Origin of the sequence: Mesorhizobium metallidurans STM 2683, from assembly GCF_000350085.1 — a bacterium.
Lineage (GTDB): Bacteria > Pseudomonadota > Alphaproteobacteria > Rhizobiales > Rhizobiaceae > Mesorhizobium > Mesorhizobium metallidurans.
This window is the reverse complement of sequence record NZ_CAUM01000051.1, coordinates 23,835-49,537: the sequence shown is the minus strand read 5'-3', so window position 1 is coordinate 49,537 and position 25,703 is coordinate 23,835. Positions and strand designations below refer to the sequence as shown.

General features: G+C 63.0%; 33 protein-coding genes and 1 pseudogene. 20 read left to right on the top strand and 14 right to left on the bottom strand.

Going from position 1 to position 25,703, the window contains the following annotated elements; genetic code table 11:
* The coding region (locus MESS2_RS09000) for an alpha/beta fold hydrolase (RefSeq protein ID WP_051069069.1) at positions 1 to 929 on the bottom strand (929 nt) is incomplete at its 3' end.
* A 97-nt stretch (positions 930 to 1,026) separates the two neighbouring features.
* Here MESS2_RS09000 and MESS2_RS08995 point away from each other — a divergent pair.
* From MESS2_RS08995 to MESS2_RS08985, 3 genes are all read left to right on the top strand, one after another.
* Complete coding sequence (locus MESS2_RS08995) at positions 1,027 to 1,551, top strand: winged helix-turn-helix transcriptional regulator (protein WP_008873871.1); 525 nt, start codon at positions 1,027 to 1,029, stop codon at positions 1,549 to 1,551.
* Between the two features lie 78 nt (positions 1,552 to 1,629).
* Complete coding sequence (locus tag MESS2_RS08990) at positions 1,630 to 1,863, top strand: hypothetical protein (RefSeq protein WP_008873870.1); 234 nt, start codon at positions 1,630 to 1,632, stop codon at positions 1,861 to 1,863.
* A gap of 161 nt (positions 1,864 to 2,024) precedes the next feature.
* Positions 2,025 to 2,456, top strand: coding sequence for a GlcG/HbpS family heme-binding protein (locus MESS2_RS08985; RefSeq protein ID WP_008873869.1), 432 nt, complete (start codon positions 2,025 to 2,027; stop codon positions 2,454 to 2,456).
* A gap of 36 nt (positions 2,457 to 2,492) precedes the next feature.
* Here the strand turns inward: MESS2_RS08985 and MESS2_RS08980 are convergent, their stop codons facing one another.
* The 3 genes from MESS2_RS08980 to MESS2_RS08970 form a co-directional block, all read right to left on the bottom strand.
* Complete coding sequence (locus MESS2_RS08980) at positions 2,493 to 2,894, bottom strand: hypothetical protein (RefSeq protein ID WP_008873868.1); 402 nt, start codon at positions 2,892 to 2,894, stop codon at positions 2,493 to 2,495.
* A gap of 231 nt (positions 2,895 to 3,125) precedes the next feature.
* The gene (rpmF, locus tag MESS2_RS08975) at positions 3,126 to 3,308 is read right to left on the bottom strand and encodes a 50S ribosomal protein L32 (protein WP_008873867.1); all 183 of its coding nucleotides are present in this window, start codon (positions 3,306 to 3,308) and stop codon (positions 3,126 to 3,128) included.
* Between the two features lie 140 nt (positions 3,309 to 3,448).
* Complete coding sequence (locus MESS2_RS08970; protein ID WP_008873866.1) at positions 3,449 to 4,210, bottom strand: biosynthetic peptidoglycan transglycosylase; 762 nt, start codon at positions 4,208 to 4,210, stop codon at positions 3,449 to 3,451.
* Positions 4,211 to 4,288: 78 nt separating this feature from the next.
* On the opposite strand from MESS2_RS08970, the gene MESS2_RS08965 reads away from it, so the two are divergent.
* Entirely contained in the window at positions 4,289 to 5,206 is a 918-nt protein-coding gene (locus MESS2_RS08965; protein ID WP_040592548.1) for a polyprenyl synthetase family protein, read from the top strand.
* Between the two features lie 241 nt (positions 5,207 to 5,447).
* Here the strand turns inward: MESS2_RS08965 and MESS2_RS08960 are convergent, their stop codons facing one another.
* The 4 genes from MESS2_RS08960 to MESS2_RS08945 all read right to left on the bottom strand — a co-directional run bounded on the left by MESS2_RS08960 (position 5,448) and on the right by MESS2_RS08945 (position 8,677).
* Positions 5,448 to 6,002: a chloramphenicol phosphotransferase CPT family protein gene (locus MESS2_RS08960; RefSeq protein WP_008873864.1), complete on the bottom strand. Its 555-nt coding sequence runs from the start codon at positions 6,000 to 6,002 to the stop codon at positions 5,448 to 5,450.
* A gap of 41 nt (positions 6,003 to 6,043) precedes the next feature.
* Positions 6,044 to 6,895 (bottom strand): transglycosylase SLT domain-containing protein, encoded by an 852-nt coding sequence (locus tag MESS2_RS08955; protein WP_008873863.1) that lies wholly within the window; start codon positions 6,893 to 6,895, stop codon positions 6,044 to 6,046.
* 3 nt (positions 6,896 to 6,898) lie between these two features.
* The gene (ispG, locus tag MESS2_RS08950) at positions 6,899 to 8,152 is read right to left on the bottom strand and encodes a flavodoxin-dependent (E)-4-hydroxy-3-methylbut-2-enyl-diphosphate synthase (RefSeq protein ID WP_008873862.1); all 1,254 of its coding nucleotides are present in this window, start codon (positions 8,150 to 8,152) and stop codon (positions 6,899 to 6,901) included.
* Positions 8,153 to 8,497: 345 nt separating this feature from the next.
* The gene (locus MESS2_RS08945) at positions 8,498 to 8,677 is read right to left on the bottom strand and encodes a YdcH family protein (protein WP_008873861.1); all 180 of its coding nucleotides are present in this window, start codon (positions 8,675 to 8,677) and stop codon (positions 8,498 to 8,500) included.
* Between the two features lie 239 nt (positions 8,678 to 8,916).
* On the opposite strand from MESS2_RS08945, the gene MESS2_RS08940 reads away from it, so the two are divergent.
* Positions 8,917 to 9,120 carry a YdcH family protein gene (locus MESS2_RS08940; RefSeq protein WP_006327868.1) on the top strand — a complete coding sequence of 68 codons (204 nt, stop codon included), beginning with the start codon at positions 8,917 to 8,919 and terminating at the stop codon, positions 9,118 to 9,120.
* A 67-nt stretch (positions 9,121 to 9,187) separates the two neighbouring features.
* Here MESS2_RS08940 and MESS2_RS08935 read toward each other — a convergent pair whose 3' ends face one another.
* On the bottom strand, positions 9,188 to 9,991 hold the full coding sequence (locus MESS2_RS08935; RefSeq protein ID WP_008873860.1) for an IclR family transcriptional regulator: 804 nt from the start codon (positions 9,989 to 9,991) through the stop codon (positions 9,188 to 9,190).
* 118 nt (positions 9,992 to 10,109) lie between these two features.
* Between MESS2_RS08935 and MESS2_RS08930 the strand changes: the two genes are divergently transcribed.
* The 12 genes from MESS2_RS08930 (at position 10,110) to MESS2_RS08875 (ending at position 19,452) form a co-directional block, all read left to right on the top strand.
* The gene (locus MESS2_RS08930) at positions 10,110 to 10,991 is read left to right on the top strand and encodes a transporter substrate-binding domain-containing protein (protein WP_008873859.1); all 882 of its coding nucleotides are present in this window, start codon (positions 10,110 to 10,112) and stop codon (positions 10,989 to 10,991) included.
* A gap of 79 nt (positions 10,992 to 11,070) precedes the next feature.
* Positions 11,071 to 11,736 (top strand): amino acid ABC transporter permease, encoded by a 666-nt coding sequence (locus MESS2_RS08925; RefSeq protein ID WP_008873858.1) that lies wholly within the window; start codon positions 11,071 to 11,073, stop codon positions 11,734 to 11,736.
* A complete protein-coding gene (locus tag MESS2_RS08920; protein ID WP_008873857.1) occupies positions 11,737 to 12,387 on the top strand; it encodes an amino acid ABC transporter permease in 651 nt (216 codons plus the stop codon).
* A 4-nt stretch (positions 12,388 to 12,391) separates the two neighbouring features.
* Entirely contained in the window at positions 12,392 to 13,180 is a 789-nt protein-coding gene (locus MESS2_RS08915) for an amino acid ABC transporter ATP-binding protein (RefSeq protein WP_008873856.1), read from the top strand.
* Between the two features lie 35 nt (positions 13,181 to 13,215).
* Positions 13,216 to 13,677, top strand: a complete 462-nt coding sequence (locus MESS2_RS08910) for a RidA family protein (RefSeq protein ID WP_008873855.1) — start codon at positions 13,216 to 13,218, stop codon at positions 13,675 to 13,677.
* A 25-nt stretch (positions 13,678 to 13,702) separates the two neighbouring features.
* A complete protein-coding gene (locus MESS2_RS08905; RefSeq protein WP_008873854.1) occupies positions 13,703 to 14,908 on the top strand; it encodes an aminotransferase class V-fold PLP-dependent enzyme in 1,206 nt (401 codons plus the stop codon).
* A gap of 113 nt (positions 14,909 to 15,021) precedes the next feature.
* The gene (locus MESS2_RS08900; protein WP_008873853.1) at positions 15,022 to 15,375 is read left to right on the top strand and encodes a cupin domain-containing protein; all 354 of its coding nucleotides are present in this window, start codon (positions 15,022 to 15,024) and stop codon (positions 15,373 to 15,375) included.
* A gap of 100 nt (positions 15,376 to 15,475) precedes the next feature.
* Positions 15,476 to 15,973 (top strand): 5-(carboxyamino)imidazole ribonucleotide mutase, encoded by a 498-nt coding sequence (gene purE / locus MESS2_RS08895; RefSeq protein ID WP_008873852.1) that lies wholly within the window; start codon positions 15,476 to 15,478, stop codon positions 15,971 to 15,973.
* Positions 15,970 to 17,046 (top strand): 5-(carboxyamino)imidazole ribonucleotide synthase, encoded by a 1,077-nt coding sequence (locus MESS2_RS08890; RefSeq protein WP_008873851.1) that lies wholly within the window; start codon positions 15,970 to 15,972, stop codon positions 17,044 to 17,046. Before purE ends, MESS2_RS08890 begins: the two co-directional genes overlap by 4 nt.
* Positions 17,047 to 17,276: 230 nt before the next feature.
* A complete protein-coding gene (ykgO, locus tag MESS2_RS08885; protein ID WP_006203764.1) occupies positions 17,277 to 17,402 on the top strand; it encodes a type B 50S ribosomal protein L36 in 126 nt (41 codons plus the stop codon).
* Between the two features lie 214 nt (positions 17,403 to 17,616).
* Positions 17,617 to 18,201, top strand: a complete 585-nt coding sequence (locus tag MESS2_RS08880; protein ID WP_008873850.1) for a tetratricopeptide repeat protein — start codon at positions 17,617 to 17,619, stop codon at positions 18,199 to 18,201.
* Positions 18,202 to 18,384: 183 nt separating this feature from the next.
* A complete protein-coding gene (locus MESS2_RS08875; protein ID WP_008873849.1) occupies positions 18,385 to 19,452 on the top strand; it encodes an alpha/beta fold hydrolase in 1,068 nt (355 codons plus the stop codon).
* 16 nt (positions 19,453 to 19,468) lie between these two features.
* Here MESS2_RS08875 and pyk read toward each other — a convergent pair whose 3' ends face one another.
* Complete coding sequence (gene pyk / locus MESS2_RS08870; RefSeq protein ID WP_008873848.1) at positions 19,469 to 20,905, bottom strand: pyruvate kinase; 1,437 nt, start codon at positions 20,903 to 20,905, stop codon at positions 19,469 to 19,471.
* Positions 20,902 to 21,348 carry a DUF1036 domain-containing protein gene (locus MESS2_RS08865; protein WP_425277747.1) on the bottom strand — a complete coding sequence of 149 codons (447 nt, stop codon included), beginning with the start codon at positions 21,346 to 21,348 and terminating at the stop codon, positions 20,902 to 20,904. Before MESS2_RS08865 ends, pyk begins: the two co-directional genes overlap by 4 nt.
* A gap of 287 nt (positions 21,349 to 21,635) precedes the next feature.
* Between MESS2_RS08865 and MESS2_RS08860 the strand changes: the two genes are divergently transcribed.
* Together MESS2_RS08860 and MESS2_RS08855 are read left to right on the top strand one after the other, a co-directional pair.
* The gene (locus MESS2_RS08860) at positions 21,636 to 22,433 is read left to right on the top strand and encodes an N-formylglutamate amidohydrolase (RefSeq protein WP_008873846.1); all 798 of its coding nucleotides are present in this window, start codon (positions 21,636 to 21,638) and stop codon (positions 22,431 to 22,433) included.
* Positions 22,434 to 22,459: 26 nt separating this feature from the next.
* On the top strand, positions 22,460 to 22,768 hold the full coding sequence (locus MESS2_RS08855) for a DUF1244 domain-containing protein (RefSeq protein WP_008873845.1): 309 nt from the start codon (positions 22,460 to 22,462) through the stop codon (positions 22,766 to 22,768).
* A 26-nt stretch (positions 22,769 to 22,794) separates the two neighbouring features.
* Here the strand turns inward: MESS2_RS08855 and hisC are convergent, their stop codons facing one another.
* A complete protein-coding gene (gene hisC, locus MESS2_RS08850) occupies positions 22,795 to 23,862 on the bottom strand; it encodes a histidinol-phosphate transaminase (RefSeq protein ID WP_008873844.1) in 1,068 nt (355 codons plus the stop codon).
* A gap of 315 nt (positions 23,863 to 24,177) precedes the next feature.
* Here hisC and MESS2_RS08845 point away from each other — a divergent pair, with 315 nt between their 5' ends.
* A complete protein-coding gene (locus MESS2_RS08845; RefSeq protein ID WP_040592540.1) occupies positions 24,178 to 25,368 on the top strand; it encodes an MFS transporter in 1,191 nt (396 codons plus the stop codon).
* Here the strand turns inward: MESS2_RS08845 and MESS2_RS33940 are convergent.
* Positions 25,326 to 25,430: pseudogene (locus MESS2_RS33940) on the bottom strand (LysR family transcriptional regulator); the annotation flags it as partial. The gene MESS2_RS08845 and the pseudogene MESS2_RS33940 overlap by 43 nt on opposite strands.
* 38 nt (positions 25,431 to 25,468) lie before the next feature.
* On the bottom strand, positions 25,469 to 25,627 hold the full coding sequence (locus tag MESS2_RS30790; protein WP_008873842.1) for a DUF3309 family protein: 159 nt from the start codon (positions 25,625 to 25,627) through the stop codon (positions 25,469 to 25,471).
* Between the last annotated feature and the right edge of the window lie 76 nt (positions 25,628 to 25,703).

The following is a 25,703-nucleotide window of genomic DNA, read 5'->3' as shown; positions in this document are numbered from 1 at the left end:
CCCGCAATAACCGCCGCCCAATCATCGGGATGCAGTTCATGGCCACCGCCTTCGATGCGGACAAGCTTCGCGCCGGCAACGGCTTCCGCGAGAGCGGCGCCATGCTCGATCGGAAAGATCGGGTCCGCCGTGCCATGGATGACGAGGAGCGGAACCGTCAAATCGTGCAGGTCGCCTTTGCTGCCCTCAGCGCCCCGATCCTCAGCGCCCCGATCTTCAGCGCCCCGATCTTCAGCGCCCCGATCTTCAGCGCCCCGATCTTCAGCGCCCCGATCTTCAGCGCCCCGATCTTCAGCGCCCAGATCTTCAGCGCCCTTGAGCAGGAAATGATTGGTCGCGCTCAACAGGCCGCCGGACCGGTCGTAATCCTGTTCGACGAAACGCCTCGTCCGCTCCTCGTCGAATGGATGCGCGGTGCCGGCGATGACCTGCGCGTCCTTGACGATGAAGTCGACCACCTGGTTACGGTCGGACCAGTCGACGTCAGCCCCTTCGGCCGAATGTTTCTTATAGGCCTCGCTCGTTCCGGGCAGATGCGACGTATCGATCCTGGCCGGCGAGGTGCTGATCGCGGTGAGCGAGAGGACGCGCGACGGATATTTCAGCGCCACAAGCTGCGCGATCATGCCGCCCATCGACATCCCGGCCACATGCGCTTTGCTTATGCCATGGTGATCGAGCACGCGAATGGCATCGTCCACCATGTCGTCGAATGTGTAAGGTGGCTCGCCCGGCGCATATTTGGTCGAGCGGCCGGTGTCGCGATTGTCGTAACGGATCACGAACAGACCCTCGTCGGCCAGTTTCCGGCAAAACGCCTCCGGCCACCAGAGCATCGACGCCATGGCGCCCATGATCAGCAGCAGCGGCGGATGCGCCGGATCGCCAAATGTCTGCGATGCGATGTCGGGTTCCACAGTGTTCGTCATGGTCGCGATCTCCTCCCTGACCAATTGCATTTTGCAATCAGTTGCACAATAATAAGACTGATACGATAATACAACCAGTTTTCCCCTGGAGAATCGCATGCACACCGACCACCGGTCCGGATGCCCGATCAACCTGTCGCTCGAAGTGTTTGGCGACAGGTGGAGCTTGATCATCCTTCGCGACATGATTTTCGGCGGCAAACGTCATTTTCGCGAATTGCTCAACGGTTCGATCGAGGGCATCGCCTCCAACATCCTCGCCGACCGGCTGAAGCGCCTGATGGAACTGGGCATGCTGACCAAGGCCGACGATCCCTCCCACAAGCAGAAAGCGATCTATAGCCTGACCGAAATGGCGATAAGCCTGGTGCCGATCCTGGCGCATCTCGGTGCCTGGGGCCGCGTCTGGCTGCCGGTCAGCGAGGAGCTCTCGATCCGCGCCGAGCTGCTCGAAAAGGGCGGCCCGCCAATGTGGAACAAATTCATGGACGATTTGCGCCACGAGCATCTGGGCACGCCTTCCCTGGCGTCAGGCCCCACGGTCCGCGCGGTCTTGCAGGCCGGATACGAAGCGGTTGTCGCCCGCAAGGCGTCGGAGGCGAGGCACGAACCGGCCGTCTAACCAACTTATTTTCCCAATTGCAGGCCGGCTCTGCTATCAAGGGGGTCGAAATTATAATTAACGGGATTGGAAAAGCCCTTGGTTGAGAATTCTAAGGATACGGCCCGCGCGCGGGCCGATTTGCGTTTCAAGAAGCAGGAAGAGGCAGCCACCGTCCGTCAGAAAGCGATGGCGGAATATGTTGCGGAGAGCGATGCCCGCCAGGCCAAGACCAACAAGCTGAGGGCGCTGCGCCTCGCCAAGGAAGCGGAAGACCTTGCCAATGCTCCGGCTGCCCCGGTTAAGAAGCCGGCTCGCGCCAAGAAAAAGTAGCCGGCCGGCCTGGATCTTCGACAACAGCCTTCATTCGCCGCTTCACGCCAATGCAATGAAGCGCTTTAGGCGCAACACGCTTTAAGCAATTTCAACCGGAGCGGGGATTTTGCATCGCCCGCTCCCGGTCGATGATTGACGCGCTTCAACAGGAGAATGCCATGACCGCACTGACGCTCGCCACCGCCATCAAGATCATCGATGCCGCCTTCGCCAAAGGCGCCGAACTCAAGCTCAAGCCGCTCGGCGTTTCGGTCCTCGATGCCGGCGCCCATCTGGTCGCCTTCCAGCGCCAGGACGGCGCCTCGTTCCTGCGTCCGCAAATGTCGGCTGGCAAAGCCTATGGCGCGCTCGCCATCGGCATGGGCTCGCGCCGTGTCGAAGCCTTCGCCAAGGAACGCCCGCATCTGGTCGCCGGCATCTCGGATGTCTCCGGCGGACGCGTCCTGCCTGTCGTCGGCGGCGTGCTGATTCGTGACAAATCGGGCGCCATCGTCGGCGCTGTCGGCATTTCCGGCGACACGTCGGACAATGACGAGGCAGCGGCTATCGCCGGCATCGAAGCCGCCGGCTTCACCGCCGACCCGGGCTGAGTCTTTAACAAAGCGACCAAGGATGCGTTTGCAGCCTTAGTTCATGTTGATGTCGCGGCTGGCTGACCGCATCGACACCGAGAAGCCGGCCAGCACGTCGATCAGCGCGATGACCGTCAGCGTAAAGAAGACGGAGTGCGCCGCACCTTTCACCAGCAGGAACTCAACCAGGAACGCCACGAAGACGAAGGTCGACAACAAATGGTCCATGATCGAGGCGTTCGTCGTGCGTGTCGCTTTCACCATTTCGATGAAGAAGAAGATCAATCCGATCAGCACCATCAGGTCGCCAAGGGTCATCGAGAAGACGCCGCCCGACATCATGCGAACCGAGAACATTTCGATCGCCCACGGATCGTCGCCACCGCCGAATATTCCCAGAAGCCCGAGATTGTAGAGAACGAAGGGCACGATCAGCAGCGGGATGGCACCGAACATAAGGCGTCTCCGGTTGGACTGCCTTCTGTAGTAGGCGCCCGGCATCCGCCGTCAAGAATTTTCGCATGCGGCCGCGAACACGGACAAAGACGGTGCGAAATAACCATGTCAGCCGGAAGCGGCTACGGCTGCTGGAGACAGCGCCGCGGTGGACATTTGTCTGCGCCCAACGCAAAAAGACCGGCCATTGGCCGGTCCTTTGATAGTCGCAAAAACCGTGGAAAGCGCTTCTCAGCCTTCCTTGGGTGTCAGCACCTGGCGGCCGCGATACATGCCGGTCTTCAGGTCGATATGGTGCGGCCGGCGCATTTCGCCGGAATTCTTGTCCTCGACGTAGGTCGGGGCCTTGAGGGCGTCGGCCGAGCGGCGCATGCCGCGCTTGGACGGAGAGGTTTTTCGTTTCGGAACGGCCATGGATATGCTCCACTAGATGGTCAAAACGCCCCGGCCGCCCTCGTGAAAGGGCCGCGTCAGGGGCCGGAATCTGAGAAAGTGGGGTGCCTATACACGCCTGGTGCCGTTTTGGCCAGCACCGAAGCGAATTTTTTTGCCGCTTACTGGAGGCAGCTGACATAGGCGCCGGACCGGCCCGCGCGCCGCTCGATCAGCGAGGCCAACCGTCTCAGCCCCGGGCCGGGTTTCGCCGGATTGCGGGCGATCGGGTTCGGCAAGGTGACGGCAAGCAGCGCCGCCTGTCGCCGCGACAATTGTTTTGCCGAAACGCCGAAATGATGCTGGGCGGCCGCCTCGATGCCATAGATGCCCGGCCCCCATTCGGCGATGTTGAGGTAGATCTCCATGATGCGCCGCTTCGACATAACCGCGTCGAAATAGAGGGCCAGCGGCAGTTCGACGACCTTGCGCACCGAACCCAGCGGCCGCGACCAGAGATAGAGGTTCTTCACCGTCTGCATGGTGATGGTCGAGGCGCCACGCGTCATCTCGCCCGACAGCGCATCGTCGACGACGCCCCTCAATTCGCCAAGATCGATGCCGCGGTGGAAACAGAACTGCCCGTCTTCCGACATGATGACCGAATTCGCCAGAACCGGCGCCACGTCGTCGATCGAAACCCAGCGCCGGTCATAGCCGGAAAACGTCGCCAGATCCTTCAGCATCAGCGTCGACACCGGATGCACGAACCAAGGCAGATAGAGGAAGGTCAGCACCGCCGGGATCAGCGCCAGCACAAGGACCACGGCAATGCCGCGCCGGGCCCAGCGTTTGAGACCGATGCGGTTGCCGCGTTTCGGTCTACCCGCCATGTCCAACCCTTCGGTTTCGAGATCGACGATCGGTTCCGCCAAGCCGTCCAACCCCCGCTACTCCCTGCCCCGGCATAATGGCGCTTGGCTTCTTGCGCAACGTCTGAGTGTCGGCTACCGGTCCCGGCCATGACGAAAGACGATCAAATGCCGTTCGAGACAGCACTTATCGCACGCGCTGGTCCGCTCGAGGCGCTGCTCAGGCAGCTTCTCGACGAACGCCCGCTTTCGGGCGAGATCGCGCGGCCTGGACAGTTGATGGCGGCGATGCGCCACGGCGTGTTGAACGGCGGCAAGCGCCTGCGGCCCTTCCTGGTCCTGGAGAGTGCCGCGCTGTTTTCCGCCGACGGTGAGGCAGCACTGCGCGTGGCGGCCGCGCTCGAATGCGTGCATTGTTATTCGTTGATCCATGACGATCTGCCGGCCATGGACGATGACGATTTGCGCCGCGGCCAGCCGACCGTGCACAAGGCCTTCGACGATGCGACCGCCATCCTCGCCGGCGACGGCTTGCTGACGCTTGCCTTCGACGTCATTGCCGATGAGGCGACAGCGCTGCCGGCGGAGCGCAGGGCAGCTCTGGTGCTGGCGCTGGCCCGTGCCGCAGGGGCCGGCGGCATGGTTGGCGGCCAGACGCTCGACCTCGAAGCCGAGCGGATCAGGCCGGACGAGACCGGCATCATCCGGCTGCAGGCGATGAAGACCGGCGCACTGATCCGCTTCGCCTGCGAGGCGGGCGCGATCATTGCCGGCGCGCCACCGGCCGACCGCGAAAGATTGGCCGAGTTCGGTTCGGCGATCGGACTGGCCTTTCAGCTTGCCGATGACCTGCTCGACCTGACGGCGGACGCCAGCCAGATGGGCAAGGCCACCGGCAAGGACGCGGCCGCCGGCAAGGCGACGCTGGTGGCGCTGCACGGCGCCGACTGGGCACGGGACCAGCTCAACGGGCTGGTCGACCAGGCGCATGCGCTGCTCGATCCCTATGGCGAAGACGCCGCACTTCTAAAGCAGGCGGCCAAATTCGTGGCGAACCGCAACAACTGATGCTGCTCCCGCTAGAGCCGCCAACTTATTGCAGTTGCTCGGAAATCCACCCAATAATAGTCAGCCAAACGCCCACGCGCTGAATTGACCTCCCTCGAAGGCGAACATAGATTCCGCGTCATCCGATCGGCGGGGGGCGCCTTCCGGAATTGGGCTAGCCAAAGCCGCGCGTCCGACGCACGGTTCTGGCGAAGCTTTGCCAGGGCGTTCGCTCAGGACGGATCGGCCCTGCACTCAGCCGCTATAACTGAAATCTTTGCTGGATGCGACGGGCACAATCCGGCGGAGTAAGGACGCTGGTGTCGACTTCGAGATCGTAGTCGATACCCTTATGCACGCGGTCATACTGCCAGCGCGCCAGTCCCGCCAAGCGGTCGGCACGCTGGATTTCGCGGGCCTCGAGAACATCGAGCGGAGCGAAAATACCTACCAGGTGAAGATCGAATTTCGACAACAGCTGTAGATACTCCGGCATCTCGCCGTCGCACAGCACATCGTCGACGATGAGGTTGTTGCCTTGTTCAGCCATCGCGGCGATGGCGTGCCGCATGCCGCGCAAGGTTCGCGCACCGATTGGGCCTGTCTTGACGGCGACAACCGGCGGCCTGCCTTCTTCGCCAACCGCTTCATAGGCGAAACCGGCGGCATGATCCTGTAGCGCTTCGGGCAGCATCTCGATGAACACGTCCTTCTGGACATGCAGGAAGGGCTCGACAGTCATCGTCTGCAACGCTTTGGCTATCGAGCTTTTGCCGGCGCTGCCGGCGCCGTTGAGAAGGACGATCCTGGCGGTCATGTTTTCCAGCGCTTTTCAGATCCGGCGAGGACGCCGGAACCCTAACGGTTTCGCACGACAATGCAGGCGCCGCCCACGCTTTGCAGTTTCTGGCAGATATTGTCGGCCTTGGCTTTGGTGTCGGCGCCGATCCGCACCGCATAGATGCCGCGTCTGCCGATCGGGGTCCGCACCCGGCTGACCACCGGATTGCTGCCACCGAGCAAGGCCGGAAACCGGCGCTTCACGCTGCTCCATTGGCTGAGCGCGGTGGCACGGCGGAAATTGCCGGCCACCTGCACACCCCACGGCTTGACGTTGATCCTTGCCATGGCCACGGTTCTGGACATGATCACCGGCAGCTTGCGGCAGGCGACCGCGAAGTTCGCCTTCTTGTCGAGCGGCCGGACGATGCCGGCATAGCCGGTGTCGGTGAACCTGTCGGCCGGCTCGCCCATGACGTCCAGAACATAGCTTTCGGTTTCCATCGGCAGGAAGCCGCCGGATTTCAGCCAGCGCGACACCCGGGTTTCGCCGGCATTGTAGGCGGCGGCGGCGAGACCCAGATTGCCGAAGCCGGTTTTCAATTCGGCGAGATATTTCGCCGAGGCCGGGATGGCCTGGTCGATATCGAAGGAATTGGCGAGACCGCGCATCTTGGCGGTACCCGGCATGAACTGGGCGATGCCTTCGGCGCCGACCGGGCTGACCGCGTTGGGATCGAAACGGCTTTCCTTCCAGATCAGCCTGGCAAAGAAATCCTTGGACAGGCCGTTCTGGTTTGCATGGGCCTCGATCAGGTTGCAGACCCGGTCGATCAGGCGCTGTTTGGTGGGGCGCGGCGGATCGGCGTGGGCGGCTGTCGCCAAGCCCAGCCCAGCAAGCAAGACCAGCGTCGCCCGGGGGAAGTGCACCACCTACTCCGCCGCGGCCTTGCCGTGTTGCCCGAACCGGTTCTCGATGTAGTCGGCGACCATCTTTTCGAAGTCGGCGGCTATTGACGGCCCGCGCAGCGTCGCCGCCTTCTTGCCATCGACGAACACCGGCGCCGTCGGCGTCTCACCCGTGCCGGGCAGCGAAATGCCGATATCGGCATGCTTGGATTCGCCGGGGCCGTTGACGATGCAGCCCATGACCGCAACCTTGAGGTTCTCGACGCCGGGATATTTTTCCCGCCACACCGGCATGTTCTTCCTGAGATCGGCCTGGATGTTCTGGGCGAGTTCCTGGAACACGGTCGAAGTCGTGCGGCCGCAGCCGGGACAGGCGGCGACGATCGGCACGAATTGCCGGAAGCCCATGGTCTGCAGCAGTTCCTGCGACACCTGCACTTCGCGCGTGCGGTCGCCATTCGGTTCCGGCGTCAGCGAGATGCGGATTGTGTCGCCAATGCCCTGCTGCAGCAGGATGCCCATCGCGGCGGACGAGGCGACGATGCCTTTCGAGCCCATGCCGGCCTCGGTCAGGCCGAGATGCAGCGCATGGTTTGAGCGGGTCGCAAGCTCGGTATAGACGGCGATCAGGTCCTGCACGCCGCTGACCTTGGCCGACAGGATGATCTTGTCGCGGCCAAGGCCAATCTCCTCCGCCATTTCGGCCGAGAGAATGGCCGACTGCACGATCGCCTCGCGCGTCACTTCCTGCGCGGTCAGCGGAAAGCCCTGGGCCTGGTTGTCGTCCATCAGCCGGGTCAACAGTTCCTGGTCGAGCGAGCCCCAGTTGACGCCGATGCGCACCGGCTTGTCGTATTTGATCGCCATCTCGACGATCGCCGCAAACTGCCGGTCCTTCTTGTCCTTGAAGCCGACATTGCCGGGGTTGATGCGGTATTTCGCCAACGCTTCCGCACAGGCCGGATGGTCGGCGAGCAGCTTGTGGCCGATATAGTGGAAATCGCCGACCAGCGGCACGTTGATGCCCAGGCGGGCAAGCCGGTCGCGAATAAAAGGCACCGCGGCGGCGCTCTCGTCCCGGTCGACGGTGATGCGCACGATCTCGGAGCCGGCGCGATGCAGCGCGGCAACCTGAGCGACCGTCTGGTCGACATCGGCGGTATCGGTGTTGGTCATCGACTGCACGACGACAGGGGCACCTCCGCCGACCATCACGCCGCCGACATCGACGCCGACCGACGTGCGGCGCGCAAAGGGAGAGGAAAAATATCCGGTCATGCCGGGTGCCTTTTATTTCTGGAGCGACGTGCGTCCACTTGGACGCACAAAGTACGCTCCAACACTTTTAATCTGCGCATCGTGCTTTCCGAAAACCGGACCCGGTTTTCGGGCCGATGCGCTAAGGTCCGGGCATGAGGTGGAGGAGCAAAGATGGCTTGTCAATGGCGACAGGCAGGCAGACCTAGCAAATCCATAACAGGAAGATGGCGGCAAACACCTTCGATGTCGCCAATGACAGGGAGCCATGATGTTCAGAGGCTAAAACAAAACACTCCCGGCGGCACGCAGCCATCGGAAAGATGGTCGTGCGCCGAAAGCGGCGCAGCTATTCCTGAAAAAGCGTCAGTGCGTCGTCGGCTTCGCCCTCAGTTTTTCAATCTCGTCCTTGATTGCCAACTTGCGCCGCTTGAGATTCACGATTTCGAGGTCGTCAACCGATGGATGGTTCATCGCATCGTCGATTTCGCGCTCGATGTCGCCGTGTTTCCGCTGCAACTCATCAAGATGGGATGCAAGAGACATGATTGGTTCTCCCTTTCATGGTTTCCTCGATTGCAGCCGTCAAGGCGCGTCCACCGCAGGCTCGCATCTGTGACGGCACAATGACAGTCTGCCACCATCACGCGCCGATGTCGAATGCTGCGTGGTAGCATTCCACGACAATGTGAAATGTGGTAAGGGCTGCGCGCCGGTGGCAAAATATGCCGCCCCCGCCCAAATCAAGCCCATTTTGGGCGTTGCAGACGTGCAGACGGTAGATAATGTCCGAACAGGAACAGGCTGATATCCGCCTCGAATATTCACGGCTGAAGCAGGAGCACGCCGATTTCGACGCCGCCATCAACGCGATGATCGCCATGAGCTGCGACCCGCTGCAGATCCAGCGCATGAAGAAGAAGAAGCTCTTCCTGAAGGACAGGCTGATGGCGCTGGAAGACCGGATCATTCCCGACATCATTGCGTGAGCGAACGCCGCCGGCTTTCAGCAAAGCTGCATATGCAATAGCCCCTGCACCCCGGAGGAGCAAAAACTCAACCCGGGATCGACAGGCTGGCCGCACGCCCGCGCAGCAAGGCAATGAGCTCGCCGGTCTTTGCTTCGGATGTATCTATCGGCACCACCAGGCACATCGTCGCCTCCACCTTGCCGGGCGCCGAGAAGACCGGTGCGGCCAGGCATTTCGTGTAGGCATCGACCAGCCCTGACGTGACGCAATGGCCGGTCGCCTTGGCGGTAGCGATGTCGGCTATGAAATCGTCGAGCCGCAATCTGCGGCCGTCCGGCAGGAGGAGGTCGTCTTCGGACACCATGTCTTCGATCGCTGCCCTTTCGAAACCGGCCAGCAGCAGGCGGCCGGAGGCGGTCCAGGGAAGCGGGATCTGCAAGCCGGTGGCCGAGCTGATCCGGAACGGCCTGGTGCCCGGACTGGAATGGACGATGGTATAGCGGCCGCTTTGCAGCATGCACAATTCAGAGGTCTCGCCGGTCTCGCGCGACAGATTGTCGACTTCCTGGCGGCCTCTCCTGAGCAGGTCGTTGCCCCTGACATAGTCCATTCCGTAGAGGTAGAGCTTCTTGCCGAAATAGACCCGGTTGCCGTCGCCGGCCATTTCCAGCAGGCCCGCATCGACGAGTTCGCGCACCAGCGTGTAGGTCGTCGAACGGGGCGCATTCACGCCCTTGGCGAGGTCGCCGATGCCGACCGCGCGCTGGGTCGTGTGCAGGAACTCAAGGATATGGAGCACCCGGTTGAGACCCTTCTCGCGAGAGCCCGAAGTCCTGTCCTCGTCGGGACCGATGTCCAGCCGAGCCGCCAAGGCATTGCCGTCTTGCATTGTTGATTCCCGATGTTAGTATCTGTCTTGTACAGGATACATGTGTCTTTTGTAAGAGACAAATTGCATTGACGCATGTGCCGGCAAAGGGGAACACAACACGAAAAAGGAGGTCGCCGTGAACGATACATCCAAGAGGCGTGATTTTCTGAAACTGGGCATGGCGGGGCTGGCAACGGCCGGCGTGATGAGCGCAGCCACAGCGGTCGATGTCCAGAAGGCCGCGGCTCAGGCCACATCCGACAGCCTGCTGCGCACCGTTCTCGATCGCGGCAAGCTGATCGTCGGCACCGGCAGCACCAACGCTCCCTGGCACTTCGAAAACGATGCCGGCGAACTCGTCGGTATGGACATCACCATGGGGCGCATTCTTGCCAAGGGTCTCTTCGACGATCCGACCAAGGTGGAATTCGTCATGCAGGACCCGGCACAGCGCATTCCCAACGTTACCACCAACAAGGTCGACATCACCATCCAGTTCATGACCATGACCGCCCAGCGCTCGCAGCTCATCAACTTCTCCAGACCCTATTATGTTGAAGGTGTGGCGTTGCTGACCCTGCCGACCGCAGAGAACAAGACCTTCGACAAGCTGCTTGCCGGTGGTTCGGCAACACGGATTTCCATCCTGCAGAACGTCGATGCCGAGCAAAATGTGCACATCGTCCTGCCGGAGTCGCAGGTGATGCAGATCGACACCCAGGCAAACGTGCTGCAGGCGCTGGAGTCGAAGCGTGTCGACGCGGCCGCGGTCGATCTGTCGACGGTGCGCTGGCTCGCCTCGCGCAATCCGGACAAATATTTCGATGCCGGCAAGAGCTGGTTCTCGATGCTCTACGGTGCGGCGCTGCGGCAAGGCGATCCCGACTGGCTGGCCTTCGTCAACACAAGCTTCGCGACGGCAATGTTCGGCCACGAGACGGCGCTCTATGACGCCGCCTTCAAGGATTACTTCGGGTTGGAGCCGCCGGCGCGCCATCCCGGCTTTCCGGTCATCTGATAACAGCTGGCGGAAGGGCGGACAATCGGCGCCTTTCCGTCTCTTTCTCCTCGATGGCCCTTGGCACTGAGGCGGACGCATGGGCTATGCCCTCAATTTCAACCTGATCTGGCGGCATTTCGACAAGCTCTGGGGCGGGCTGCTGCTCAGCCTCGAACTCGCCGTGATCTCGATCGCCATCGGCATCGTCATCGGGCTCGTTCTGGCGGTCTGGTACGTTTCGGCCGGGCGCGTGGTGCGAACCGTCATCGCCGCCTATGTCGAGTTCATCCGCAACGTGCCGCTGATCCTGCTTGTCTATCTGGTCTTCTACGGCCTGCCGACCGTGGTCGACATCGCCTACTCGGCGCAGACCTCGTTCATCGCCACGCTGTCGCTCTATAGCGGCGCCTATCTCGTCGAGGTGTTTCGCTCGGGGCTGGAAGCCGTTCCGAGCGGCCAGATCGACGCCGGCAAGGCGATCGGCCTGACGCCCTGGCAAAGGCTTGTCCATGTTCGGCTGCCGACCATGCTTCGCATCACGCTGCCGGCGCTCTCCAATACCTTCCTGTCGCTGTTCAAGGACACCTCGGTCGCCTCGGTCATCTCGGTGCCCGAACTCACCTACGGCGCCCAATGGATCAATTTCAACACCTTCCGTATCGTCGAGGTCTACCTCGTGGTGACGGCCATGTATCTGGTGACGGGATATGTGCTGCTTTTCGCGCTTCGGCTTGTCGAGCGCCGGTTCAGGGCGGCACGCTAGATGCTCGGCCAGATTCTCTACGCCTTGCCCTTCCTCGCCCAGGGTTTCGCCCTGACGCTCTGGGTGTCGCTGCTGGTCGTGGTGCTGTCGCTCATCGCCGGGGTATTGATGGGCGTCGGGCTTATCTACGGTCCGGCTCCGCTGCGCTGGGCGGTGCGCATCTTCAGCGACACCATCCGCGGCATTCCGATCCTGGTGCTCATCTTCTTCGTCTATTACGGCCTGCCCGCCGTCGGCGTCCATTTGCAGTCCTTCTGGGCGGCCGTGCTGGCGCTCACCCTGTTCAAGACGGCTCAGGTCGTGGAGTATCTCAGGGGCGCGGTCGCTTCCATCCCGAAAGGGCAGTCCGAAGCGGCGATGGCGATCGGCCTGACGTTTCGCCAGCGCCTGGCCTATGTCATCTTCCCCCAGGCGTTCAGGCGCTTCCTGCCGCCATGGATCAATGGCGTCACCGATGCGGTGAAGGGCAGCGCCCTGGTCTCGCTGCTCGGCATCACCGACCTGATGCAGGCCATCAACCAGGTCATCGGCCGCACCTATGAGGCAATGCCGCTCTACATCCTCGGCGCGCTCGTCTACTTCGCGGTCAACTACGCCCTTTCGCTCGCCAGCCGGCGGCTGGAACGGCGTTTCTCCTTCATCCGGGAATAGCAAGATGTCCGCAAACGCCAATGCCCCGCTGCTCGATGTACGCGATGTCTCCAAGGCCTTCGGAACCGTCGAGGTGCTGCGTGCCGTCAGCCTCGAGGTGAAGCGCGGCGAGGTGGTGTCGGTCATCGGGCCGTCCGGCAGCGGCAAGACCACGCTGCTGCGCTGCGTCAACTTCCTTGAAAGCTATGACAGCGGTTCCATCCGCATCGACGGCAAGGAGGTCGGCTACCGCGAGGCCGGAGCCCGCCAGCGCCGCAGCGAGCGCGATCTGGCGGCGATGCGCGCCGAGACCGGCATGGTGTTCCAGAGCTTCAACCTGTTCCCGCATCTGACGGCGGCCGGCAACATCATGCTCGGCCTGCGCAAGGTGCGTGGCAAGAGCGAAGCCGAAGCCCGCAAGATCGCCGAGCACTGGCTTGGCCGGGTCGGCCTCGCCCACAAGGCCGATAGCCTGCCGGCCGAGCTTTCCGGCGGCCAGCAGCAGCGTGTCGGCATCGCCCGCGCCGTGGCGATGGAGCCGAAGATCCTGCTTCTCGACGAGATAACCTCCGCGCTCGACCCGGAACTCGTCGGCGAAGTGCTTGAGGTCGTGCGCAGCCTGGCCGAGGACGGCATGACGATGCTGATGGTCACGCATGAGATGGCCTTTGCGCGCGATGCCTCCAGCCGAATCGTCTTCATGGCGGATGGCAGCGTCAGCGCTGCCGGGCCGCCGGCCGAGATCCTGGGGACGGAGATCGACAATGAACGCCTTCGCAACTTCCTGGCGCGGTTCCGCGCCTCGCATTTCTGACACCGGGCAGCGAAAGCTGTCGCAAGGAGCTTTTTATGACGCCTTACATCCGGCTCGCCGAACTGGGCCTGACGCTGCCCGAGCCGCCGACACCCATCGCCAACTTCGTCACCCATGCCGAGAGCGGACGGCTCATCTTCCTCTCCGGCCAGGGACCGTTGCGCGCCGATGGCACGTTCTACACCGGCAAGGTCGGCGAGGATGTCACGGTGGAGGAGGCCTATGCGCATGCCCGTCTCACCGGCTTGAACCTGCTCGCCGTCATGCACGCAGCCGCTGGCGACCTCGGCCGCATCGTGCGCATCGTCAAGCTGCTTGGCTTCGTCAATGCGATCCCCACTTTCAGCGACCACCCGAAAGTGGTGAACGGCTGTTCCGATCTTTTCGCCGATGTCTTCGACAGCATCGGCGGGCATGCCCGCTCGGCGATCGGCGTCGGCTCCTTGCCGGGCAATATCACGGTCGAAATCGAGGCGGTCGTCGAGATCGCCGCCTGACTTCTCACCCATGGATATGCGAACGATGAAAACCTATTCCGCAAACGGCTCCAACACGACGATCCGCGAACGGCTCGGCCTTCGCCCAATCATCAATGTGTCCGGTACGATGACGGCGCTCGGCGCTTCGATCATTGTCCCGGAAGCGATCAGCGCGATGGCGGAAATCGCCTCGCAATGGGTTGAGATGGACGATCTGCAACGCGCCGCAAGCACGGTCGTCGCGCGCCTCACTGGCGGCGAGGCCGGCTTCATCACCGCCTGCTGCGCCAGTGGCATCACCATGGCGATTGCCGGCGCCATGACCGGCACCAATTTGCTCGCGATCGAGCGGCTGCCGGACGACACGGAAGGGCTGAAGTCGGAAGTCATTGTCCAGCTCGGCCATATCGTCAATTACGGCGCGCCGATCGACCAGTCGATCCGGCTTGCCGGAGCAAAAACCATCCCGGCCGGCACGGTCAGTGTCACGCAGGATTATCATGTCCGCGACGCGATCCGGGACCGCACGGCAGCCGGCCTCTACGTCGTTGCCCACCACACGGTGCAATACGGCATGCTGTCGCTGGAGGAATTCTGCGAGATCTGCCACGCCAAGGATGTTCCGGTGATCGTCGACGCCGCCTCGGAATATGATCTGCGCGGCTTCCTCGCTCGCGGCGCCGATATCGTCATCTATAGCGGCCACAAATTCCTCTCGGGGCCGACCAGCGGCATCGTCACGGGGCGCAAGGATCTGGTGCGGGCCGCCTATCTCCAGAACCGTGGCGTCGCCCGCGCCATGAAGGTCGGCAAGGAAAGCATCGCCGGCACCATGGCGGCACTCGAAGCCTGGGAAAAGCGTGACCATGCCGGCATCCGGCAGCGGGAGGAAGCCGCACTCAACCTGTGGAAGGCCGCCTTGCAAGGCATTGCCGGAATTGGCGCCGAGATCATCCCCGATCCGACCGCCAACCCGCTCGATCGCCTGCAGGTCTTCGTCCGTCCGGAAAGCCGCTTCAGCGCCGCCGGCCTCGCCTCGGCGCTGGCGGCGGGCTCACCTCCGATCATCGTGCGCAACCACGAGGTTGAACGCGGCCACTTCTTCCTCGACCCCTGCAACCTTCATCCCGGCGAGGCGGAGATCGTCGCCGAGCGCCTGCGGGCAGTGTTGACCGCGTCGGAGCGACCTGCGGACGCCTTGAAAGAGGCTCGCAAAGTGTCGTCCGGCGCCTTGCGCTGGCCGGATTAACAAGCCGGCCGAACGGCGAGCGTGTCACTGCCTCGGTCGGCTCGCATCTGCGTTGCTCGCGCGGGATGCATCGGCTATGGACCGGCAGCCAATGCCGGCACAGGAGCCCGATCATGACAGACAAGACCATCCTCAAATTCGGCGCCGTCGACAACGCCGAGGCCGGCGACCTCGCGGGATGGGTCGTCGTCGAGGGCAAGCCGACCATGAAAACCGCCGTCCAGCATATTACGGCCGACGGCAAGGTCATGTCCGGAACGTGGCAGGCGACGCCCGGAACCTATCACGCCACTTACAGCGACTATGAATTCGTGCACATGATCGCGGGCCGCATCGTCATCACGCCGGACGGCGGCGCCCCAGTCGAAGTCGGCCCCGGCGATGCTTTCGTGGTGGAAGCCGATTTCAAGGGAACGTGGAAGATCATCGAGCCGGTGACGAAGCATTTCGTCGTCAGGGTCGACTGATCGGCCGCAGCACGACCTTTGTCGTGACCGCCAGGGCTTGTTCCTTGCGGCTCTCCCCGAATTCCGCTAATGCGCGCCTTTGTCGCCGGGGAGCAGAAGCTTGAACGATCAACGTGCCGACGTCGCCATCATCATGGGCAGCCAGTCCGACTGGGCGACGATGCGCCACGCCGCCGAAACGCTGGCGGCGCTGGGCATCCCGCACAAGCGGCTGATCGTCTCTGCGCACCGCACCCCCGACCGGCTCTATGATTTCGCCAAGGGCGCCAAGGCGGCCGGTTTTCGGGTGATCATCGCCGGCGCCGGCGGTGCAGCACACCTGCCCGGCATGACGGCGGCGATGACGCCGCTTCCGGTTTTTGGCGTGCCGGTGGAATCGAAGGCGCTGTCCGGACAGGACTCGCTGCTCTCCATCGTGCAGATGCCGGCCGGCATTCCGGTTGGCACGCTCGCCATCGGCAAGGCGGGCGCCACCAATGCCGCCCTTTTGGCCGCTGCCGTGCTGGCACTGAACGATGAAAAACTCGCTGCCCGGCTGGATAGCTGGCGCGCCGCCCAGACCGCCAAGGTCGCATCTGAACCCACGGACGCGCCGTGAGCCTGCCCGCGGGATCGACCATCGGCATCATCGGCGGCGGCCAACTCGGCCGTATGCTGGCGATGGCAGCGGCCCGCCTCGGCTACCGCACGGTCGTGCTGGAACCGCAAGCCGATTGCCCGGCGGCCCAACTCGCCAACCGGCAGATCGTTGCCGCCTATGACGATACGGCAGCACTTGCCGAACTGGCGGCGGCCAGCGCCGTAGTCACCTATGAGTTCGAGAATGTGCCGGTCGTGGCCGCCAACGCGCTTGCCGCCGCGGTGCCGGTCTATCCACCGGCTCGCGCCCTGGAAGTGTCGCAGGACCGGGTGGCGGAGAAGAAATTCCTCAACGGCATCGGCATCCGAACCGCCGATTTCCGTCCCGTTGACACGGACGAGGAACTGACGGCGGCGCTGAGAGAATTCGACGGCAGCGGCATTTTGAAGACGCGGCGCATGGGCTATGACGGCAAGGGCCAGCGCGTCTTCCGCAACATGGAAACGGGCGGCTTCGCCGGCACCTGCGAGGCAATGGGCAATGTGCCGCTGATCCTGGAATCCTTCGTCGCCTTCGAGCGCGAGATCTCGGTGATCGCCGCACGTGGGCTGGACGGTTCGCTCGCCGCCTACGATCCGGCCGAGAACGTCCATCGCGACGGCATCCTGCATACGTCCACCCTGCCGGCCGCGATCACATCCCAAACAGCAGCGGCGGCGCAGGCGGCGGCGGCAAGGATACTCGCGGCGCTGGACTATGTCGGCGTCATCGGCGTCGAGTTCTTTGTCCTTGCCGACGGTTCATTGCTGGCCAACGAGATCGCGCCACGCGTCCACAATTCCGGCCATTGGACGGAAGCCGCCTGCATCGTCTCGCAATTCGAGCAGCATATCCGCGCCGTCGCCGGCCTGCCGCTCGGAAATCCTGGCCGGCATTTCGATTGCGTCATGGAGAATTTGATCGGCGACGATGTCTTGCGCGTTCCGGCTTTGCTCGCCGAGCCCGATCTGATGCTGCATCTCTACGGCAAGGCCGAGGCGCGGCCGGGCCGCAAGATGGGCCATTTCACGCGGACCAGCCGCCGCGGCTGACAGCTTTATTGCACGTCGCCGCCCTCGTCCTCGTCAGGGCTGGCGTAGCCCGCAAGGCGCCGATGGCGAATATTTGATGGCACGAGCCATTCGCATGCCTTATGAAGCATGCTTGCGGTTGACATGGGCAAGGCTCCTCGTTTAAGAGCCACGCACAAGTCTTGAGGCGCGTCTTCTGGCGCGCCTTTATAATTCGGCCCGGGACCGGGCCTACACCAACGGGCAAGACCATGAAGATCAAGAATTCGCTCAAGGCGCTGAAGGCGCGTCATCGCGACAACCAGCTGGTTCGCCGCAAAGGCCGCATCTACATCATCAACAAGACCGCTCCGCGCTACAAGGCGCGCCAAGGCTGAGCCTTGTAGCGCGGCCTTGCGCCGCGCGCATATGATGTTACCGCATCGACCCGAAAATCGGAATCGATTTTCGGAAAGTACGATGCGGAGAATTCAAAGTGTTAGAGCGTCCTTTACGCGTCCAAAAGGACGCGTGGCGCTCTAATACCGGCATATCGGCCCTTTCACGCTAAATTCAGTTTGACGATCCGCCGTCCGGGACTAAATTCCGGCGATGCGGATTCTTTTTGCATTTCTCGCGACCCTTTTTCTTTTCGGTTCGATCTCGCTTCCGGCTCAAGCGGAAGACCCGGCCACTCCTCCGGTTGTCACGACCAAAGAGGCAAGGCTCGACCAGCTGTTTGTCGACCTGAAGCGCGAACGCAACGAAAAGGCCGCCGAGCGTATTGCCGGCCGCATCTGGAGCGAATGGTCCCAGTCCGGCAGCGCCTCCATCGACCTGATGATGCAATGGTCGCAAAAGGCCATCGAAAACCAGAAGTTCGACGTGGCGCTCGATTTCCTCGATCAGGTGGTGACCTTGCAGCCGACCTATGCCGAAGGCTGGAACCGGCGCGCCACCGCGCACTTCATGATGAAGAATTTTGGGAAATCGATGTCGGACATCGACCATACGCTACGGCTCGAGCCACGCCATTTCGGCGCGCTTTCCGGCCTGGCGCAGATCATGGCCGCGACCGGCCACAAGCAGTCGGCGCTGGAAGCCTGGCAGCGCGTGCTCACCATCTATCCGATGATGCGCAGCGCCCAGGACCAGGTCGGCACGCTGTCGGAGGAACTTGCCGGCGAAGGCATTTGACACCAGTAGGGGAGTAAGGGAGTAGGGCAGTAAGGCAGTATGTAAGTGGTGTGGATTGCACCGTTGGAACACATACCCCTTCTGCCCTACTGCCCTACTGCCCTACTGCCCTACTGCCCTATTGCCCTACTGCCCTACTGCCCTACTCCTGAACTAATTTCGCTCCGGTCCGTATCTGCCCTCATGAACCTGATCTATGCCGCGCTCGCCTTCCTCATGGCGCTTGTGTTCACCCTTGCCGGTGTCACCCGCGCCGGATCATGGCTGATTGAGCGCCGCAATCCGCCGATCGGCGATTTCGCCGATATCGACGGCGCCCGCATCCATTATGTCCATGTTCCAGCACCCGCCAACGCCAAGCTGCCACCGGTGGTCTTCATCCATGGCGCCAGCGCCAATCTCAGGGATCAGATGCTGCCGCTCAGGCCATTGCTTGAAGGCCGCGCCGAGATGCTCTTCCTCGACCGCCCGGGTTTCGGCTGGTCGGCGCGGGGTCCTGGCAACAACGAGACCCCGGAGGCGCAGGCCAACACCATCGCGGTGCTGATGAACCGTCTCGGCATCAAGCAGGCCATCATCGTCGGTCACTCCTTCGGTGGCGCGATAACCACCGCCTTCGCGCGCGGGCATTCCGACAAGACGCTCGGCCTTGTCTTCATTTCGCCCGCCACCCATCCCTGGTCGGGCGGGGCGACCGCCTGGTATTACAATCTGACGGTCATTCCGGTGCTTGGCTGGCTGTTCTCGGAAACGCTGAGCTATCCGGCGGGAACGCTGCGGATGGCCGACTCCACCGCCTGCGTATTCGCACCCAACAAAGTGCCGGACAACTATGTCGCCACGACTTCGATCCCGCTGGTGCTGCGGCCGAGCGCCTTCCGCGCCAATGCCGTTGATGTCGCGGGACTCTATCGCTACGTGCTCGGCGCCGCGCCGCACTACGGCGACATCAAGGCGTCGACGGTAGTCATCTCGGGCGACCGCGACAAGGTGGTCTATGCAACGATCCATTCGGTCGGCCTTGAGCGTGACATACAAGGCGCCGAGCTGGTCTGGGTGCACAATCTCGGCCACAAGCCCGACTGGATCGCAGCCGATCTCGTCATCGGTGCGATCGAAAAAGTCGCGGGCAAGGACGTGGACCTTCAGGCAATGGCGAAGGCCGTGGAAGCACGGATTGCTAGCGACACTTACGGCGCCGGCAAATGCGCCGACCTCAAGGTGCCGGAGGCCGAGCTCGCGCCGATCTAATCGAGCCCAGCGCGACTTACCGGCTGGCCTGCGCGTCCGACCCGATATAGGCGATGCGCAGCATGTTGGTGGAGCCTGGCGTCCGCAGCGGCACGCCGGCCGTTATGATGACGCGGTCGCCCGGCTTGCCGAACCCTTCGTCCAGAGCGATGCGGCAGGCGCGGTCGACCATGTCGTCGAGGTCGATGGCGTCCGGCGAGACAACGCAATGCGTGCCCCACAGCAGCGACAGCCGCCGCGCCGTGTTGAGGATCGGCGACAGCGCTATGATCGGCACTTGCGGGCGCTCGCGCGCGGCGCGCAGGCCGGTGGTGCCGGACGCCGTGTAGGTGATGATCGCCGACAGTTTGAGCGTCTCGGCGATTTCGCGGGCGGCGAGCGAAATGGCGTCGGCGCCGGTCGCTTCCGGCTCCGAGCGCTGCGCGTTGATGATGCCGGCATAAGTCGGATCGGTTTCGACCTTGGTGGCGATCCGGTCCATCATCGCCACTGCCTCGACCGGATAGGCGCCGGCGGCGGACTCGGCCGACAGCATGATGGCGTCGGCGCCTTCGAACACGGCGATCGAGACATCGGATACTTCGGCGCGTGTCGGCACCGGTGCGGTGATCATCGATTCCAGCATCTGCGTGGCGACCACCACCGGCTTGCCGGCGCGGCGCGCGGCGCGGGTGATCTGCTTCTGGATGCCGGGCACCGCCTCGAGCGGCATCTCGACGCCGAGATCGCCGCGAGCGACCATCAGCGCGTCCGAAAGGTCGATGATCTCGGCCAGCCGGGCGACGGCTTGCGGCTTTTCGATCTTGGCCATGATCAGCGCCCGGCCGCGCGCGATCTTGCGCGCTTCCGCCAGATCCTCCGGCCGCTGCACGAATGACAGCGCCACCCAGTCGACGCTCTCGGCCAGCACCGCGTCGAGGTCCTTGCGGTCCTTTTCGGTCAGCGCCCCGACCGGCAGGTCGGTATCGGGCAGGCTGACGCCCTTCTTGTCGGAAATGGTGGTGCCGGCAACGACCGTGCAGACGATCGCCTTGCCGTTGCTCTCCACAGCCTTGAGCTCGAGCTTGCCGTCGTCGATCAAAAGACGGTCGCCGGCCTCGACCGAGCTCAGGATTTCCGGATGCGGCAGATAGACCCTTGAAGAGGTACCGGGCTCGGGATTGTCGTCGAGCGTGAAGCTTTGGCCAGGCTTCAGCACCTCCTTGCCATTGGCGAATTTGCCGACGCGCAGCTTCGGCCCTTGCAGGTCGGCGAGAATGCCGATCGGCCGGCCGACCGCTTTCTCGACGCTGCGGATGCGGCCGACAAGCGTGCGCATCAGCTCATGGTCGGTGTGGCTCATATTGATGCGGAACACGTCGGCGCCGGCTTCGAAGAGCTTCTTCAGCATCTCCTCGGAAGAGGAGGCCGGACCGATGGTGGCGAGGATCTTGACCTTGCGGCTGCGTCTCATTGACTGTTCGTTCCCGGGGCGGCTGGAGCGCCTTCCGTTGCGGACTCGTCGGTGAGCTGGACCATCCAGCTTGCCTGCTCGCCCGTGTCATATTCCTGGAATCCGGCGCGCTGGAAGCCCCGGGCGACGCAGTCGGTAACGCCGGCGATCTTGAACTCTTTTTCGGCCACGCACATGTTGATCGGGCCATCCCAGCGTCCACCGCGCTCGGCGTCTTCTGCATAAAGATAGTAAAACCTTGATGACAGCGGCCCTTCGATCAGCGTCTTGCAGCTCGATCCTTCGATGTGCCACCAGCCCTCGGTGATCCAGCCGGCCTTGGCGCGGTAGCCGATGCCGACGCCGACCAGGTTCTGCGTGGCGTTGCAGACGCGGAAATCGGCGCGCGCTGGCGAGGCGGCAACCATCGCCGACAGGCCGATTGCAAGGGAGAGGAGCGGCATGGCCAAGGCATAGCGCACGCGCGGCCTGCCGGCGGAACCCATCCTGAAACCCCTCAAGAACCACATTTGCATCTCTCAACGCCCCTTTTCGGAAAAGTCCGGGCGCATGTCAACGCGCCCTTTTGCCCAATTCCAATCGATTTAGAAACGCCCTGGCGCAGGGTCCGCCGTCTTCTTCCAGATTTCCGCAGAAACCTTGGCCAAACAACGGCATTGCGCGGGCGTCCTCTTCGTGGAATGACGATACCACCCTCCCCGGAAGCCAGCGAACAGACCATTTCCCGCCAATGACCCGATCCACAGTTTTCGCGCCTTTCGACATCGTCGAGGGCGACCGCAAGCGAGGCATCGTGCTTTTGGCCGACCACGCCCGCCGCGACCTGCCGCAAGAGTATGGCAGCCTCGGCCTGCCGGCGGCGGAGTTCGACCGCCATATCGCCTATGATATCGGCGTCGAGACGGTGACGCGCGAACTGGCGGCCCTGCTCGGTGCGCCGGCGGTGCTCGCCAATTTTTCGCGGCTGCTGATCGATCCCAATCGCGGCGAGGACGACCCGACGCTGATCCGCCAGCTTTATGACGGCACCGTTGTGCCGGGAAACTATCCTATGGCCTGGGAAGAGCGCGAAAGGCGGCTCGACCGCTTCTACCGGCCCTATCACGACGCGGTCGGCGCCATGATCGCCTCGGTGGCGCAGACTTCCACACATGCGCCTTTCATTTTCTCGGTGCATTCCTTCACCCCGGTCATGCAGGGCTTTGTGCGCCCGTGGCATGTCGGCATCTTGTGGGACCACGACGACCGGGTGGCACGGCCGCTGATCGACATGCTGGCGGCCGACAAGGATCTCGTCGTCGGCGACAACGAGCCCTATGACGGCGCTTTGCGCGGCGACACCATGTTCAGGCATGCCATCGTCAACGGCTTCGCCCATGCGCTGATCGAGATCCGCCAGGACGTGATCGCCGATAGCAAGGGTGCGCTCGCATGGGCCGAACGGCTGGCACCGATCATTGACGCGATCGACCGCCGTCCCGATATACATCAGGTGAAAATGTTCGGCTCGCGCACCGGGCCGCTGTGACCGAAGCTCAAGGAGGCCGACAAGCCATGACCGAACTCAGCGACGAGCAAAGACGCGATTTCGAGGCCGCCGCCTTCCGCCGGCTGGTCGCGCACCTGCGCGAGCGCGGCGACGTCCAGAACATCGACCTGATGAACCTCGCCGGCTTCTGCCGCAACTGCCTGTCCAACTGGTATCGCGAGGCCGCCGAGGCCGAGGGCGTCGATCTCAGCAAGGACCAGTCGCGCGAGATCATTTACGGCATGCCCTATGCCGAATGGCAGGCGCTCAACCAAACCGTGGCCTCCGACGCCAAGAAGGCGGAATTCGAGGCAAGACGCCCCAGGGATCACTAGCATCGGTTGCTGCCTGGCAGCGGACCCTACATTGGCGATGCAAGAAACTCTGCCAGAGCTTCAGTCAGGCGGTCGAGTTCCACCTTCGATCCGATGGTGATCCGGATGAAGTCGGACACTCGCGCGCCGGAGAAATGCCGGACGAGTACAGCGCGCTCACGGAGTGCCGCCGAGAGGGCTTGGCCGGTGTGGCTCGGGTGGCGGACGAAGACGAAGTTAGCGCTGGACGGCAGGACATCGAACCCAAGCTGGATCAGAGCCGCGGTCAGGCTCTCCCGATTTCCGATGATGATCGACCGCTTCTGTTGGAAGTAAGCCTCGTCCTGTATGGCGGCGATGGCACCCGCCTGGGCTGGCCGCCCGAGCGGGTAGGAGTTGAAGCTGTCCTTTACCCGAGTCAGGCCTTCGATCAGCACCTGGTCGCCGATCGCGTAGCCAACGCGAAGGCCGGCGAGCGCGCGGGATTTCGACAGGGTCTGGACCACGAGGAGATTGGGATGGTCGCGGATCAGGGGTATGGCGCTGTCCGCGCCGAAGTCGACGTAAGCCTCATCGATCACCACAGGCGCATCGGCTCGCTCGCTCACGAGATGTTCGACCTCCGCGCGAGACAGGGCGATCCCCGTGGGTGCGTTTGGATTGGCGATAATGATGGAGCCGCCCCGATCGAGATAGTCGGCGATGCAGACGCGCATCTCGCCGTCGAGTGGAACCGTCTCGTGGTCAATGCCCAATAGCCGGCAGTAGACGGGATAAAAGCTGTAGGTGACATCGGGAAAGAGCACAGGCTTGGGCTGCTTCAGCAATCCCGCGAAGGCGTGGGCGAGCACTTCGTCCGAACCGTTGCCGACGAAGACCTGCTCGGGCGCAACACCGTGGTATTCGGCCAACACCTCTCGAAGGTGTGTGGATTGCGGGTCCGGGTAGAGGCGGAGCGTGTCGGCGGCAGCCAACCGAACGGCTTCGATCGCCATTGGAGACGGTCCAAACGGGCTTTCATTGGTGTTCAGCTTCACCAGGCCTGGAATCCGAGGCTGTTCGCCAGGCACGTATGGCGACAGACCTCGGGCAAGCTCCGACCAATAACGGCTCACGAATTCCTCTCTCGCAGTACATTTCCACACAGTGATGAGGGTTCAGACTCCTGTGGTCAAGATCGCTCCGGTAGCCTTCAAGTGGCCATCGAGATAGCCATTTCCTGCCGGGTGGCTTTCGCAATCTGCGACAACTCTCGCGCCTCGCCTTTGCGACCTGACAAAGTTCCGTACCAAGGGTAGGCCGCGGGGGGGGCATGATGGCGCCTCCCGGCTCGGCCCTGGCCCAAATTCTTGCCGCCCGCTAGCGCTTGACTGCAAATTGAATCGATCTAATTTACCCCGCGAGGCCATTTTCAGACCGGATTCTACGCAATGCACGCGCAAAAAATCATGCAGACCGCCATTCGCGGGCGATGGGCCGTGGCGGCCATCTTCCTCGCCAACGGCTTCCTGACCGGTAGCTGGGCGCCGCAGATTCCGGTGTTCCTGACCCGGCTCGACATCTCCAAGTTCACGCTCGGTCTGCTGATCCTGTTGTTCGGTGCCGGCGCCGTCGCGGCCATGACCTGGTGCGGCCACCTGATCTCCAGGCATGGTTCGCGCACCGTGCTGCGCTGGTTTGGCCTGTGCGGCAGCTTCGGCCTGCTGGCGGTGGCGCTGGCCCCCAACGTGCCGCTGGCGGCCATCGCCATGTTCATCTTCGGCGGTTCGATCGGCGGCATGGACGTCGCCATGAACGCCAATGCGGTGGTGGTGGAACGGCGGCTGTCGCGCGCCATCATGTCGTCATCGCACGGCTTCTGGAGCCTTGGCGGTTTCGCCGGCGGCGCTCTCGGTGGTTTCGCCATCCAGAACTATGGTCATCTCGCCCATGCAACGGTCGTCACCGCTCTGGCATTCGCTGCGGTTGCCGCGGCGGTGCGCTACCTGATCGCCGAGGACAAGCCGGCTCGAGGAGCGGTCTCCGAACATCGCAAATTCACGCTGCCTGGAAATCCGCTCGTCTATCTGATCGGGCTGATGGCGCTGCTGACGATGATCTCCGAAGGCGCGGTCCTGGATTGGGCGGCGCTCTATCTGCAGCAGGAACTCGGCGCCGACCTTGCCATCGCCGGCCTGGCTTACGCCGCCTTTTCCGGCATCATGGCCGTCATGCGTTTCTTTGGCGACGGCGTGCGCAACCGCTTCGGTGCGGTGATGACGCTGCGCATCTCGGCCCTTGCAGCCGCCGCCGGCATGCTGGTGGCCGGGCTGGCGCCCTCGCCCTTCGTTGCTATCGCGGCTTTTGCCTTTTGCGGCCTCGGCATCGCCAACATGGTGCCAATCCTGTTTTCGGCCGGCGGCAACCAGGAAGGCATGTCGTCAGGCACCGGCATGAGCGTCGTCACCACCATGGGTTACTCAGGCATTCTGGTGGCGCCATCGGCAATCGGCTTCGTCGCCGAGCATTCGAGCTTCGGCCCGATCTTCGTCGCGCTGTCCGGGCTGCTGGTCATCGTGCTGCTGATGGCCGGGCTTGCTCACCGAGCCGAATTCGCTCCGGAGCCGGCACCGGCCGAATAACGCTTGACTTCCTCGTAGAGGAAATCCGCCACCCGGCGGATGCGCACGCTGGTGCGCACGTCCAATTGGCGGCCGCTCCCTCGCCTGCCTGAGCTTCAGTTCAGATCCTGCCCATCAACAGCAGCACCAACAGTACGATCAGCAGGACGCCGACGATGCCGGAAGGACCGTAACCCCAGGCGCGCGAATGCGGCCATGCCGGCACCGCACCGATCAGGATGAGGATCAGAATGATGATGAGAATGGTGCTCAGCGGCATGAGAATCCCTCGCCATGAAATGCAGATGTGACGAGACAATGCAAAAGGCCGCCTGGTTGTTCCCGGGCGGCCTTTT